Source organism: Alkalibacter saccharofermentans DSM 14828 (assembly GCF_900128885.1).
GTDB classification, from domain to species: Bacteria; Bacillota; Clostridia; order Eubacteriales; family Alkalibacteraceae; genus Alkalibacter; species Alkalibacter saccharofermentans.
The window spans coordinates 104,515-118,298 of the sequence record NZ_FQTU01000004.1 but is presented as its reverse complement, the minus strand read 5'-3'; the positions used below and the strand labels follow the sequence as shown (position 1 = coordinate 118,298).

Annotated in this window: 11 protein-coding genes, 1 other RNA gene and 2 pseudogenes; 11 read left to right on the top strand and 3 right to left on the bottom strand. The window is 41.6% G+C overall.

Features of this window, described 5'->3' with window-relative positions:
* The first annotated feature begins 17 nt into the window (after positions 1–17).
* The 11 genes and pseudogenes from gpmI to BUB93_RS04350 all read left to right on the top strand — a co-directional run bounded on the left by gpmI (position 18) and on the right by BUB93_RS04350 (position 10,614).
* On the top strand, positions 18–1,544 hold the full coding sequence (gene gpmI / locus BUB93_RS04400) for a 2,3-bisphosphoglycerate-independent phosphoglycerate mutase (protein ID WP_073269864.1): 1,527 nt from the start codon (positions 18–20) through the stop codon (positions 1,542–1,544).
* 29 nt (positions 1,545–1,573) lie between these two features.
* The gene (gene eno / locus BUB93_RS04395; protein WP_073269863.1) at positions 1,574–2,863 is read left to right on the top strand and encodes a phosphopyruvate hydratase; all 1,290 of its coding nucleotides are present in this window, start codon (positions 1,574–1,576) and stop codon (positions 2,861–2,863) included.
* Positions 2,864–3,009: 146 nt separating this feature from the next.
* Positions 3,010–3,237: a preprotein translocase subunit SecG gene (gene secG / locus BUB93_RS04390; RefSeq protein ID WP_073269862.1), complete on the top strand. Its 228-nt coding sequence runs from the start codon at positions 3,010–3,012 to the stop codon at positions 3,235–3,237.
* A gap of 34 nt (positions 3,238–3,271) precedes the next feature.
* Entirely contained in the window at positions 3,272–5,254 is a 1,983-nt protein-coding gene (locus tag BUB93_RS04385; RefSeq protein ID WP_073269861.1) for a sodium-translocating pyrophosphatase, read from the top strand.
* 127 nt (positions 5,255–5,381) lie between these two features.
* Entirely contained in the window at positions 5,382–5,648 is a 267-nt protein-coding gene (locus BUB93_RS04380; protein WP_073269860.1) for a DUF1294 domain-containing protein, read from the top strand.
* 46 nt (positions 5,649–5,694) lie between these two features.
* Positions 5,695–7,821 carry a ribonuclease R gene (rnr, locus tag BUB93_RS04375; protein WP_073269859.1) on the top strand — a complete coding sequence of 709 codons (2,127 nt, stop codon included), beginning with the start codon at positions 5,695–5,697 and terminating at the stop codon, positions 7,819–7,821.
* Between the two features lie 59 nt (positions 7,822–7,880).
* Complete coding sequence (gene smpB / locus BUB93_RS04370) at positions 7,881–8,348, top strand: SsrA-binding protein SmpB (protein WP_073269858.1); 468 nt, start codon at positions 7,881–7,883, stop codon at positions 8,346–8,348.
* Positions 8,349–8,552: 204 nt separating this feature from the next.
* Positions 8,553–8,907 (top strand): annotated as a pseudogene (locus BUB93_RS04365) (four helix bundle protein).
* 96 nt (positions 8,908–9,003) lie between these two features.
* Positions 9,004–9,352, top strand: a transfer-messenger RNA (tmRNA) gene (gene ssrA, locus BUB93_RS04360).
* A gap of 615 nt (positions 9,353–9,967) precedes the next feature.
* A complete protein-coding gene (locus BUB93_RS04355; protein ID WP_073269857.1) occupies positions 9,968–10,297 on the top strand; it encodes a type II toxin-antitoxin system Phd/YefM family antitoxin in 330 nt (109 codons plus the stop codon).
* Positions 10,294–10,614, top strand: coding sequence for a type II toxin-antitoxin system RelE family toxin (locus BUB93_RS04350; protein WP_073269856.1), 321 nt, complete (start codon positions 10,294–10,296; stop codon positions 10,612–10,614). Before BUB93_RS04355 ends, BUB93_RS04350 begins: the two co-directional genes overlap by 4 nt.
* Positions 10,615–10,979: 365 nt before the next feature.
* Here BUB93_RS04350 and BUB93_RS11500 read toward each other — a convergent pair whose 3' ends face one another.
* The 3 genes and pseudogenes from BUB93_RS11500 to BUB93_RS11315 all read right to left on the bottom strand — a co-directional run.
* The gene (locus BUB93_RS11500) at positions 10,980–11,204 is read right to left on the bottom strand and encodes a transposase (protein WP_073269855.1); all 225 of its coding nucleotides are present in this window, start codon (positions 11,202–11,204) and stop codon (positions 10,980–10,982) included.
* Between the two features lie 131 nt (positions 11,205–11,335).
* The gene (locus tag BUB93_RS04340) at positions 11,336–12,541 is read right to left on the bottom strand and encodes an IS256 family transposase (protein ID WP_073269854.1); all 1,206 of its coding nucleotides are present in this window, start codon (positions 12,539–12,541) and stop codon (positions 11,336–11,338) included.
* A gap of 123 nt (positions 12,542–12,664) precedes the next feature.
* Positions 12,665–13,753 (bottom strand): annotated as a pseudogene (locus tag BUB93_RS11315) (IS1182 family transposase); the annotation flags it as partial.
* Positions 13,754–13,784 lie beyond the last annotated feature (31 nt).

The following is a 13,784-nucleotide window of genomic DNA, read 5'->3' as shown; positions in this document are numbered from 1 at the left end:
ACCAGGGAGGAAAAACAATGCTTACAGCTTTAATTATTCTTGACGGATATGGGTATTCGAATTATACGGAAGGCAACGCAACAGTCGCTGCAAATACCCCTATTCTGGACAAGCTATGGAACGAAAAACCACACTCTTTTGTAAAGTGCAGCGGTATGGATGTTGGACTGCCGGAAGGTCAGATGGGCAATTCCGAGGTAGGACACTTAAACATCGGAGCAGGCAGAATCGTCTATCAGGAACTAACAAGAATAACAAAGTCCATAAAGGACGGAGACTTTTTTGACAATATCGCACTTAACAACGCAGTTGACAATGCAATAAAAAATGATTCAGCCCTTCACCTGATGGGACTTGTATCTGACGGGGGCGTGCACAGTCACAACACCCACCTTTATGCTCTGCTTGAACTGGCAAAGAAAAAGGGACTTGAGAAAGTGTTTGTACATTGTTTTCTTGACGGAAGAGATACGCCTCCGAACAGTGGACTAGGCTATGTAAAAGAGCTGGTAGACAAGATGAAGGAAATCGGCGCAGGAAAAATTGCAACTGTTGCCGGAAGATATTACGCTATGGACCGGGACAACAGATGGGAAAGAGTTGAAAAAGCCTATGAGGCGATGGCAACGGGAACAGGCAGGGAGTTTGACTGCCCTGTCAAAGCCATAGAAGCCTCGTATGCAGAAAATATTACAGACGAATTTGTCGTGCCTACTGTAATAGTGAAAGACGGCAAGGCGAGAGCTACTATAAATGAAAATGATTCGGTGATATTTTTCAACTTCAGGCCAGATAGGGCAAGACAGATGTCAAGAGTGCTTACTGAAGAAGGCTTCGACGGATTTACAAGAAGCAAAGGCTTTGTAAATCTGACTACAGTGACCATGACTTTATACGAAAAAGCTCTTGAGAACCTGGAGGTAGCATTTGCGCCTCAAAGCATTTCGAACACCTTGGGTCAATATATGAGTGAAAAAGGGTTAAAGCAGCTTAGGATCGCCGAGACTGAAAAGTACGCCCATGTAACTTACTTCTTTAACGGAGGAGTGGAAAAGGAGTATCCCTTGGAGGACAGAATCCTGGTTCCTTCTCCTAAGGTCGCTACATACGACTTAAAGCCTGAGATGAGCGCTTATGAAGTGACTGACAAAATTGAAGAGGCAATCGCAAATAACGACTATTCCCTAATTGTCCTGAACTATGCCAACTGTGACATGGTAGGCCATACCGGAGTATTCGATGCAGCTGTGAAAGCCGTGGAGACCGTCGACGAGTGCCTTGGAAGAACCCTTGAAGCTATTGAGAAAAAAGGCGGCGTGGCTCTTATCACTGCAGACCACGGCAACGCGGAGCAGATGATAGATCCGGTTACAAAAGAGGTATTTACCGCACATACTACAAATCCTGTCAAATGCATTTTATATGGCAACGACAGTTTGAAATTGAAAGATGGCAAGCTGGCGGATCTCGCCCCTACCATTCTTGAATTGCAAGGAATGGATAAACCTGCAGAGATGACAGGGGAATCTTTACTAATTAAATAATAATTAAAATTTGAAGGGAGATTTAAAAAATGACCATTATCAATGATGTGTACGCAAGAGAAATTCTAGACTCGAGGGGAAACCCAACTGTTGAGGTTGAAGTTGAACTGGAGTGCGGAGTAATAGGAAGAGCTGCTGTTCCGTCTGGTGCTTCTACAGGTGCTTTCGAAGCTGTAGAGCTTAGAGATGGAGACAAGGGAAGATACCTTGGAAAAGGCGTGCTAAAAGCAGTAGAAAACGTAAATGACATAATCGCACCTGAACTTATCGGACTGAACGCTTTGGATCAAGTAGCTATCGACAATATCATGATCGAACTTGATGGAACTCCAAACAAAGCTAAATTAGGGGCAAATGCAATCCTAGGCGTATCTATGGCAGTTGCTAGAGCTGCTGCTGAAGCTTTAGGAATGTCGCTTTACCAATATATTGGCGGAATCAACGCAAAGAAGCTTCCTGTTCCAATGATGAACATCATAAACGGTGGAGAGCATGCGGACAATAACGTAGACATCCAGGAATTCATGGTTATGCCTGTTGGAGCTGAATCTTTCAGAGAAGCTCTTAGAATGTGTGCGGAAATCTTCCACAGCCTTAAGAAGGTACTTGGCGGAAAAGGACTTAACACTGCAGTAGGTGACGAAGGTGGATTTGCACCTAACCTTACTTCAAATGAAGAAGCTCTTCAAGTTATCATCGAAGCTATTGAAGCTGCAGGATACAAGCCAGGCGAAGAAGTATGCCTTGCAATGGACGTTGCTGCAACTGAAATGTTCAAGGAAGACGGAAAATATCACCTTGAAGGAGAAGGCGTTGTAAAGACTGCTGAAGAAATGGTTGCTTTCTACGATGCAATGATCGAAAAATATCCTATCATCTCAATCGAAGACGGACTTTCTGAGGACGATTGGGAAGGTTGGAAGCTTATGACTGAAAAGCTTGGGGACAAAGTACAGCTTGTTGGAGACGACTTGTTCGTTACTAACACCGAGAGACTTGGAAAAGGAATTGAAATGGGAGTTGCAAACTCAATCCTTATCAAGGTAAACCAAATCGGTACTCTTACTGAGACTTTAGATTCAATCGAAATGGCAAAGAAAGCAGGATATACTGCAGTTGTTTCTCACAGATCGGGTGAAACTGAAGACTGTACTATCGCAGACTTGGTAGTAGCTGTAAATGCAGGACAAATCAAAACGGGTGCTCCATCCAGAACTGACAGGGTAGTAAAATATAACCAACTTCTTAGAATCGAAGAAGAACTTTGGGAATCTGCTCAATATGACGGAATAAAAACTTTCTACAACCTTAAGAAATAACACATTAAACCCAGGCGCCCTATAATTGGGCGCCTGGTTTCTGTAATGTGACATACTTATTCTTTGAGGATTTTACAAAATAAAATTGATATTCCCATAAGACTGTGTTACAATACATATGTTAACCATTCGGGGAGGTAAAAAACATGGATAAACTACTAATTGCACTATTGATTTTGTCCAGCATCGTCTTGATTGCAAGCATACTGCTTCAACCGGGAAAAAGCGCTGGATTATCAGGTTCGATTGCAGGTGGCGCTGAGAGTCTGTTTGGCAAGAAAAAAGCCAAAGGCTACGAAGCAATGCTTGAAAAAGCGACAACCATTTCTGCAGTTATTTTTATGTTGTCGGCATTTCTATTTTCTATAATTTAATAAAGGCATATATCTAAAGGAGGAATTTTACACAATGGAGTTAATGTACTTAGCCCCTGCTGTGGGAATCGTCGCGCTTGCGTTTGCCGCTTATCTTTCTGCGAAGGTAAACAAAGTTGACGAGGGAACAGACAGGATGAAAGAAATCGCATCTTACATTCAAGAGGGAGCAATGGCTTTCCTTAGAAGAGAGTATAAGTCCATCGCGATTTTTGTTGTGGTATTGTTTATTGTTTTAACTTTTACGCCTGGACTTGGAGTAAAAACGGCCATTTCTTTTCTTGTTGGTGCGCTTTTTTCAGTTTTAGCCGGATTTTTCGGTATGAAGGTTGCAACAAAAGCCAATGTAAGAACAGCAAATGCAGCTAGAACATCCGGAATGAACAAAGCGTTAAGCGTAGCTTTTTCCGGCGGTGCCGTAATGGGCATGAGTGTTGTAGGTCTTGGCATTATTGGTGTCAGCGGACTTTATATTATTTTTGAAGACCCGACTATTATAACGGGTTTTGGCCTGGGAGCTTCTTCAATTGCACTTTTCGGACGTGTCGGCGGTGGAATCTACACCAAAGCTGCGGATGTTGGTGCTGACCTTGTTGGTAAGGTTGAAGCTGGAATTCCTGAAGACGACCCAAGAAACCCTGCGGTTATAGCAGATAACGTTGGAGACAACGTAGGAGACGTGGCGGGAATGGGCTCTGACCTTTTTGAGTCTTATGTAGGTTCTATCATATCAGCCATTACTTTAGGAGCTTTGGCATACGGATTAAACGGTGTTTTATTCCCTGTAATCCTGGCTTCAGTTGGTATCTTGGCGTCTATCGTCGGTACTTTCTTTGTTAAAGGCGACGAAGGATCTGATCCACACAAGGCACTTAAGAATGCAACTTATGTAAGTGGAATAATAATGATAGCAGTAGCATTCTTCTTAAGCAAGTACTTCCTTTCAGAAATAAGCGAAAGCGCAGGTACGGGAGAATTCGTAGCGATTATTGCAGGTTTGGTGGTGGGTATCGCCATCGGACAGGTTACAGAGGTATATACTTCTGAAGAGTACAAGTCGGTTAAAAAGATTGCACAGCAGTGTGAAACAGGACCGGCGACAGCAATCATCAGTGGACTTGCTGTCGGCATGTACTCTACGGCACTTCCTATTGTAGGTATCGTAATCGCAATCTTAGTTTCTTACCAATTTGCAGGTCTTTACGGAATAGCTCTTGCGGCTGTAGGAATGCTTTCTGTAGTAGGCATAACCATAGCGGTTGATGCTTACGGTCCAATATCTGACAATGCCGGTGGTATTGCTGAAATGGCTGGACTTCCTAAAGAAGTAAGAGGTATTACTGATAAGCTTGACGCAGTGGGCAACACTACCGCTGCAATCGGAAAAGGTTTTGCGATCGGGTCTGCGGCTCTTACTGCTCTTGCGCTGTTTGCATCTTACTCCCAGGCTGTAGGACTAAGTCGAATAGATTTACTAGATCCCTTTGTTATTGCCGGATTGTTCCTTGGTGCGGCAGCCCCGTATTTGTTCTCAGCTCTTACTATGGAGGCTGTAGGCTCGGCGGCAAACCAAATGATCGAAGAAGTAAGAAGACAGTTCAAAACTATTCCAGGAATCATGGAAGGAACAGGAAAGCCGGATTACGCTAGATGTGTTGATATTTCAACTACTGCAGCACTTAAGCAGATGGTCGTTCCTGGCCTATTGGCAGTCCTTCTGCCTCTTGCTACCGGATTATTGCTTGGAAGCGAAGCCCTTGGCGGACTTCTAGCAGGTGCTTTAGTATCAGGTGTTCTTATGGCGATTCAGATGGCCAACTCCGGTGGAGCTTGGGATAATGCCAAAAAGTACATCGAAGGAGGAGCCCATGGCGGCAAGGGAAGTGAAGCCCACAAAGCCGCTGTTGTTGGAGACACTGTAGGAGATCCATACAAGGATACTTCAGGTCCTTCAATCAATATCCTGATCAAATTGATGACAATCGTATCTTTGGTGTTTGCACCACTGTTCATGTAATCACACTGCCGCAGGTATTATTCCTGCGGCTTTTTATATGCTTGATTGCGGATTTTGAGCAAAGCAAAGATTCTTTGTTTTACTGAGGATCTGCTATATGTTAAAATGAAACTGAGGAGATTAAATTATGATAGATGAGAAATTGATCATAGCAATATTTTTAAACATAATGGGCTTTGCTTCTATGGGTCTTGACAAACTATTTGCTGTAAAAAATAAAAGAAGAATCCCGGAGAAAACCCTCATTGCTTTAGCTGTGCTGGGGGGGAGCGTTGGAACGCTCATCGGAATGCAGGTATTTCATCACAAGGTAAGAAAGCCTCTGTTTTTATACGGAGTCCCTGTGGTACTTACGCTGCAGCTTTATCTATACTACTATTTCTTTATCAGATGATGGAGAAATGAAGAAAACGCGCATTGGCGCGAAATGAGGAGATTAAATGAAACTTAAAAACGTATTATTAAACGTGATGAAGAGCGAAAACTACAAGCCCCTTGGGTACAAGGATCTTATGTTTTTGCTTGAGATCAAAAACAAAAGCGAAAAGGCTGAATTTAAAAAGCTGTTGGATAGGATGTTAAGCGAAGGAGAAGTCGTGAAGAACAAAAAAGGCAAGTACATCCTGCCGCCAAAAGACCTTTATGTCAAAGGAACCCTTCAGGGGCATGCCAGAGGTTTTGGATTTGTAATACCTGAGGATGCTATTACAGGAAGCGACATCTTCATTAGCGCATCAAGCTTGAATGGAGCTTTGGACAAGGACAAGGTATTGGTCAAGATTATCAAAAAGACTGCTAAAAGAGATGAAGGCGAGATATTCAAGATATTAGAGAGGGGACATCAAAAAATCGTAGGAACTTACGACAAGAGCAGAAACTTCGGCTTTGTGATCCCGGATAATGACAAGCTTGTCAAGGACATATTTATCTCAAGCTCAGATGAAATGGGAGCTAAGAATGGGGACAAAGTAGTAGTTGACATAACCAATTGGCATCCGAAGAAAAACCCCGAAGGCAAGATAATAGAGATACTGGGAAGCGCCGACAGCGAAGGGATAGAAATACTTTCGATAATTAGGGAATACGACTTCAATGTTGATTTCCCACCGGAGGTTGTATCTGAACTAAACGAAGTGCCGGATAAAGTGGATCCCGACGAGGCGAAGAACCGAAGGGATTTAAGAAACATAAAGATGGTCACCATAGACGGCAAGGATGCAAAGGATCTAGATGATGCGGTATCGGTCAAAAAACTTGATAACGGCAATTATCAGCTTGGAGTCCATATTGCAGACGTCACCCATTATGTAAGGGAGGACACCGCACTTGACAGAGAGGCCTACGGCAGGGCTACCAGTGTATACTTAGTTGACAGGGTAATACCCATGCTTCCCCAGAAGCTGTCTAACGGGATATGCAGCTTAAATGCAGGAGAGGACAGACTTGCGTTTACTTGCATGATGGAGATTGATTCTAAAGGGAAGGTCGTTACTCACGAGGTATTCAAATCCGTTATCGATATAGATGAAAGAATGAATTACGAGGACGTAACAGCCATCTTGAAAGGTGAAGACGAAAGCCTTATGAAAAGGTACGAAGACTTCATCCGGGACTTCAAGCTTATGGAGGAGCTTGCAGAGATTCTAAGGACCGAGCGCCGCGACAAAAGAGGAGCGATTGACTTTGACTTCCCTGAATCTAAAATAATTTTAGATGAGAAGGGAAAGCCTGTGGACGTAGTATTATACGAAAGAACTGTGTCCCATAAGATAATAGAAGAATTCATGCTCGTGTGCAACGAGACGGTGGCTGAATTTATGTTTTGGTCTAACCTGCCTTTTCTATACCGAGTGCATGAAGATCCTTCAAGCGAGAAACTGGATGCCTTAAGGAATTTTCTCACAAACTTTGGTTACACCTTAAAGAAGGGAAAGGAGATTCATCCGGCGGCTATTCAAGAGCTTGTAAAGGATATTGAGGGAACTGATGAAGAGGATTTTTTAAGCAGGCTTATTCTAAGAGCTATGCAGCAGGCTAGGTATTCACCGGATAATATTGGCCACTTCGGCCTTGCAGCCAAGTACTACTGCCATTTCACTTCTCCTATAAGAAGATATCCGGATCTATTGATACACAGGATCATGGGTCAGATGTTGAACAATGAGCTGACTGAAAAGAAGATAAAAAAATACATAAAACGAATGGAAGAGATGGCAGACCACACTTCTCAGCGGGAAAGACTGGCTGAGCGGGCTGAAAGAGACACCGATGATCTTAAAAAGACTGAATTTATGGCAAATAAGATCGGCGAGGAGTACGAGGGGATAATATCAAGCGTTGCATCCTTCGGTTTTTTTGTGGAACTCAAAAATACAGTGGAAGGCCTTGTCAGAGTACAGGACTTAGGTGATGACTATTACATCTACGACGAAAAAAACCACAGGTTCATAGGGGAAAGAACAAAAAAATCATTCAAGCTGGGAGATTCAATATCTGTAAAAGTAGCAAAGGTAAGCATCCCGCTGAGACAGGTAGATTTTGCTGTCGTTGACAAAGATGCAGAATAACAATATAATTAAAGGATGCGGCTAATTAATTTTGCCGGTGAATCAAGTAGAGGTGTGTTATGAAAAGTGGAGTAAAAGTTATAGCTCAAAATAAAAAAGCAAGACATAATTATTTTATTGAGGAAACCTATGAGGCGGGTATCGAGCTTTTCGGTACTGAGGTCAAGTCCATTCGGGGCGGCAAGGTAAACCTTAAGGATAGCTATGCGGACATCTATAATGGCGAGCTATACGTATACAACATGCATATAAGCCCCTACGAACAAGGCAACATCTTCAATAAGGATCCTTTAAGGATCAGAAAGCTTTTGATGCATAAAAAAGAGATTGCAAAGCTGATCGGCCTTAAGCAGACACAGGGATATACCTTGGTGCCCCTTAGCCTTTATTTTAAGGGCAGCAGGGTAAAGCTTGAACTTGCCCTTGCCAAAGGTAAAAAGGTCTACGACAAGCGACACGACATAGCGAAAAAGGACGCAGACAGAAGGATCCAAAAGGCAACGAGGGTAGACCGAAGAGGAGAATAGAAATTACAAGTTGTAAGCTATAAGATATAAGCTGCAAGTAAAAGCAGGTTGACACCATTAAGAAAAATCAAACATGATTGAAGGTGCGTGCATTTAAGAGATATTAAAGGTGTACGTGCTATAATTCTAAATGTGGGCAAAAGTTGATTTCAGTTATGTATATTTAAATCCGCAATTTATGAAATTGATTATAGGAGTCAAATAGTGGAAAATAATTTTGAGAATCTATTAGTTTGGCAAAAATCCAGAGATTTGACAATGGTGTTATACGATATTATTGATAATTTTCCAGATGAGGAAAAGTACGCAATGGGAAGTCAATTGCGAAGAGCTGTAAACTCGATATCAGCAAATATCGCTGAAGGAACTGGGAGGGGTAGCAATAAGGATTTTGCAAATTTCTTATACTTTGCCAGAGGATCTTTGTTTGAGACGAAAAATTTTATATATTGCTAAGGATTTAAAATATATCGACATAAAAAAATATGATTTTTGTATAGATATAATAAATGAAATTGGGAAAATGCTAAACGGTTTAATTAAAAGCTTGAAGCAATAAATTATCCAATGTGTGTAAAATAACATCGTGCAACTAACGACTTATAAGGAATACCCAATAACTAACGACTAATAACTAACGACTAATAACTAACACGGGGGCGCAATGGCTTCGACGGGGGTTTTGAAGCAAGAGCAGCGAGCCGATGTGCCAAACATCGTTAAAAGTGGCAAACTAAATATAAACGCTAAAAATAATAATTACGCTTTAGCTGCGTAAGCAGCTTTCGTCCGACCCAGAAGACCTGCGATCAGGGACCCGGGCGTCAACTTAGCAGGGAACCGTTTTTCAGGATGTCTCGACTGATTAACGAATAATTGAGGCTGGTCCGATTGTAACTCTGTCACTGGAGGTTCAATCGGCGAGATTAAATCAGTGACTGCGCTCGGAGAAACTTTTGTGAATTGGCTTTCGGACGCGGGTTCGATTCCCGCCGCCTCCACCATAAAAGACAACCAGAACTTCAATTTTGAGGTTCTTTTTTTATTTTTTGCGCGGTGTGAAATCGAACCCGCCAAAAACACGAAAAGTAGATAGAATTATTATCTATAAAATAAAGATAAAGAATAGAAAATCGGTTATAATACATAAGAAAGCGAGTCGGGCTCCTACTTCGATTCCCGCCGCCTCCACCAAATAACCTACCACCCAATGATAAAAAAGATTTTATCATTGGGTGGTTTGATTTTGTCTTAAATGTACTGATATCAAAGGGTTTTAGCGATTGGAAGATGAAAGATAATAAAATGTACCCCAGGTTATCTCTTGGACCTTTGGGAATGTTATAAACAATATCATGGGTTGGCAAAGGCGAAAAAGGAATATTTCATTGATGAAATTGTACCTGAATGGGTTTAGATGTAATTCCTGTGCGTAAATAATTAAAATATACGAACTAAAATGACAATACAGATCAGCCTGAATTGGGGTAGATTATGATATTGTGCGGAGAAAGTGTCTATAAATATAACGACAAATTTATTGATAAATATACTGAGGAGCCTTATAATAATAACAGAAGAAGCTGTAGCTTTAGTATACTGTAATTGAGGTGAGTAGTATGATTAAAGAGAAAGTGCCAATAGGTAGCATTCGAAATTCACTAGTGTCGATTTCGCGTTTTAATCGAGGAGAAGCAACTAAGATTTTTAAAGAGGTTGACAAAATTGGAGTTAAATATGTACTGAAAAATAATGAGCCTATAAGTGTTCTTATGAGTCCTTCTCGTTATGAAGAGATGATGGAAGCCTTGGAAGATTACGTGTTGTACTTTGAGGCAGAGAAAAGGGTTGCAGCAGCTAAAGGAAAGTATATTACATCAGATGAAGTTCTGGCAGAGCTTGGAATAAGTGATTCTGACCTTGATGATATCGAGGTAGAAATTGAATGAGCGAATGGCAAGTTGAATATACAGAGGATGCGAATGATGATTTGAAGGATCTTGACGGAAGTCAACGGCTACTCGTTTTGAAGGCGATAAAAAAGGTGTCAAAAAACCCACTGCCCTATACTGAGGGAGTTTATGGTAAACCACTCGTAAATCATAATACATCCAAACTGGCAGGGTATCAAAAGATAAAACTTAAAGATGCAGGAATTCGTGTTGTTTATAGTATTGTCCGAGATGATAAAAAAATGCGAATTATCATTATTTCTATTAGAGATGATGAAAAGGTTTATAAAATGGCACAAGACAGAATAAAATAAAATTTACGAGCCTTTTTAGGCACTCCAAAATGGGGGGTCTTTTTTGATGCCCGAAAGAAAAAAGAAGAAAAAAAAGGAGACACTTCACAACCAACCGTCAAAACTGACATTAAGGGTGCATAAAAACATCCGTAACCTTTGTCGTATGATTTAATAATTAATCATAGCGAACTATCAAAAGACAAAAAACGCAAACAATCACAACAAAACTAATCCACCGGTTTGGAGGATATCAGGAGCTTGGTTTTAATTGTCCTTATGAAGCTTTAGGTTTTATGAAATCTAGGATCTCCGGGTAGATATTTTGATATTTGGGGATCGACTTGATCAGCTCGTAACTCTTGTTGAAAATCTATCTGCCCTGCTTAAGAATCTACCTTGGAAAACATGACCGTGCCTTCTGTACTTTTATTGTAATACTGGGCGTAGCAAAGATTGATGCCATGCATGAACTTGGACATATCAGATCTTCTGGGATCAAGTTGTATGTGGACATGGGTATCCATAAGGCAGTATGAGAGTATGCTGCACTGGAATTTCTCACAGTACAGTGCAAGAAGAAGTTTAGTGAGGTAAATAATATGTTGCAATTAGAGTTGTTTGATGGATAATAAGGATATAGTTGAGAACTGTCCCTATACTTGATAGAGTATCCATTAAAAGACCTGCTCAACAACGCAGTCAAGTCCATAAAAGTGTGTAAATTCCCTCGGTTGTGTAATTAGGCAGCAACAACAGACTTCTGAGTGGCTCGGCTTTCGTGGTACTCTTTCATATCGAGGTACTTTTTGCCGGTCGTCCATTTTTCATCCTGCTCCATGAGCAGGGCACCAATCAGACGGATTAGCGAATCTTCATTGGGAAAGATTCGAATCACACGTTCCCGTCGACGGATTTCCTGGTTTAACCGCTCAATACTGTTGCTGGTGAGCAGTCGCTTGCGATATTTCTTTGGTAGATTCATGACAGCCATCACATCATCAAACCCGAGTTCTAGGGTTTCCATGGCTTTAGGAGCTGTCTGAGCATAGGTTTCAAGCATTTCATCACGAAGAGATCGGGCAATTTCAAGCTTGGGTGCATTGTAGATTTCGGTAAGGCATTGCTTGATTTCTGGTTGCAGGCGTTTTGGGGTTTTATCCAAAACATTGCGAGAAAAATGGGTCTGACATCTTTGCCAGGTTGCTCCTTGAAAGTGCTTCTTGATTGCATTAACAAGGCCCCCATGGTTGTCTGAAACAATCAGGTCAACATCAACAAGACCTCGCTGTTTTAGTGATTCAAAGAACTCGCTCCAGCTGGTTTCCGATTCGGAATCTGCGACACAAAGGCCCAGAATTTCACGATGGCCATCATCGCGAACTCCAATTGCAAGGAGTAAACCCTTGGAGCGCACACGACCATTTTCCCGAACCTTGGTGTATAGGGCATCCACTATAATAAAGGGATATTTGCTATCTAGTTTCCGGTTGCGGAATTCATCAACCACCGGATCCAGGTTTTTGCAAAGTTCTGAGATCGTTGATTTGGAAAACTGTTTGCCGCACAATTCCTCGGTTATTGCACTTACTTTTCTGGTGGATACGCCGTTTATGACCATTTCCATCATGGCAAGCACTAAAGCCTGCTCGCTACGCTGATATTGGCGAAACAATGTGGTTGAAAAATTACCGTCACGAAGTCTGGGTACTTGTAATTCAATGGTTCCAACACGAGTAGTCATGCTGCGCATACGAAATCCGTTGCGATAGCCCAAACGATCATCAGAGCGTTCATAACGATCTGCACCGATCTGTTCGCTGACCTGGGCATTTAAAACCTGGTTGAGGATGCTTTCTAGCAGCTTGGCAAATGCATCATCTTTGCCGTTTGAAGTGAAAAGTCCGTGCAAAATTTCGGATTCTAAGGTAACATTAATCTGAGTCATTTGGGTTTCCTCCTCGGGTTGATGGTTTTTCGACAACTCTATTTTATCCGAGGTTGAACCCTTTTGGCTCATTTTTTAATTTTTGAATTTACACCATTATATAGACTTTATCCAGTAGGAATTGCTTTTGTATTCCTTATAACCTTGGCGGTTTGTTGTGGAATATCGTAAGATTTGGTTGTTTGGACAGATATAACAATCATAGTATTCATCGTAAACGAACTCTTGTTTGTTGAAATAACCCTTCTTCGTCATAGGTCGAGTATAGGGGAATAATGGAGTAATTCCGTAATCAAGGAGCCACTTGGCTATAGCCGGATTTTTGAAGCCAGCGTCAAGCACCATAGTCTTAATATCCTGGTGTTTGATCTTTTCATAGATCCTGTTAAATGTGCGACTGTCATGATGATTGCCTGGATGGATGCTGTAGCCTAAGATCCAACCATTCTTGTCGCAATCGGTCTGCACCGAGTAGGCAAAAACGTGTTTATGCTCCCCTTTGCGAAACCATCCGCTTTCCGGATCTGTTTGGGAGAATTTTATCGTCTTTGGTTCTTTCTTGTTGTCCACTTTACCAGTCGATAACGGTTCATCGTTTTGCAATGGAGGTGGACCATCATCTTCGTCCTCGTCTTCAAAGGGTTTTTCCCCATTGGATTCCCAATCCATGTTGATCTCTTTACGAAGGAGTTTTTCGTAGAACAATGCCTCCTCTTTAGCAATTTTTCTACGCATTTTTCGATTGTTGGCATGAGCTTTCACATGCGTGGCGTCCACAAATACTTCCCGATGATCAATCAGTTTGAGCTTGTAAGATTCCTCAAGAATTCGACTGAAAATCTGCTCAAACAAATCTGTATCTTTAAATCTTCGGGTGTAGTTTTTGCTGAAGGTAGAAAAATGAGGGACACTATCAAACATTCCAAGCCCCAGAAACCACCGATAAGCGACGTTGACTTCTATGTCCTTGACGATTTGGCGCATGCTTTTGATACCGTAGAGATACTGGATAAAAGGGATTTTAATGAGCATCACTGGATCTGTGCTGGGACGTCCAGATTCTGCTGAATACTTCTGTGCGACCAGTTCATAAATGAAGTTCCAGTCAATGGTCTAATCGATCAGTCGAAGCAAGTGATTCTCAGGTACCATGTCATCCATGCAAAATATTTGCACTTGCTCACGATTTTTTTCTACGTTTTTGCTCATCATCAGCTTATTCACCGCCTTGACTTGATACTTT

Excerpts from the sequence above, each read along its gene's own strand:
- BUB93_RS04350 (WP_073269856.1), top strand. The coding sequence starts at position 10,294 with ATGAGCGAATGGCAAGTTGAATATACAGAGGATGCGAATGATGATTTG.
- eno (WP_073269863.1), top strand. The coding sequence starts at position 1,574 with ATGACCATTATCAATGATGTGTACGCAAGAGAAATTCTAGACTCGAGG.
- secG (WP_073269862.1), top strand. The coding sequence starts at position 3,010 with ATGGATAAACTACTAATTGCACTATTGATTTTGTCCAGCATCGTCTTG.
- rnr (WP_073269859.1), top strand. The coding sequence starts at position 5,695 with ATGAAACTTAAAAACGTATTATTAAACGTGATGAAGAGCGAAAACTAC.
- BUB93_RS04380 (WP_073269860.1), top strand. The coding sequence starts at position 5,382 with ATGATAGATGAGAAATTGATCATAGCAATATTTTTAAACATAATGGGC.
- BUB93_RS04355 (WP_073269857.1), top strand. The coding sequence starts at position 9,968 with ATGATTAAAGAGAAAGTGCCAATAGGTAGCATTCGAAATTCACTAGTG.
- BUB93_RS04385 (WP_073269861.1), top strand. The coding sequence starts at position 3,272 with ATGGAGTTAATGTACTTAGCCCCTGCTGTGGGAATCGTCGCGCTTGCG.
- gpmI (WP_073269864.1), top strand. The coding sequence starts at position 18 with ATGCTTACAGCTTTAATTATTCTTGACGGATATGGGTATTCGAATTAT.
- BUB93_RS04340 (WP_073269854.1), bottom strand. The coding sequence starts at position 12,541 with ATGACTCAGATTAATGTTACCTTAGAATCCGAAATTTTGCACGGACTT.
- smpB (WP_073269858.1), top strand. The coding sequence starts at position 7,881 with ATGAAAAGTGGAGTAAAAGTTATAGCTCAAAATAAAAAAGCAAGACAT.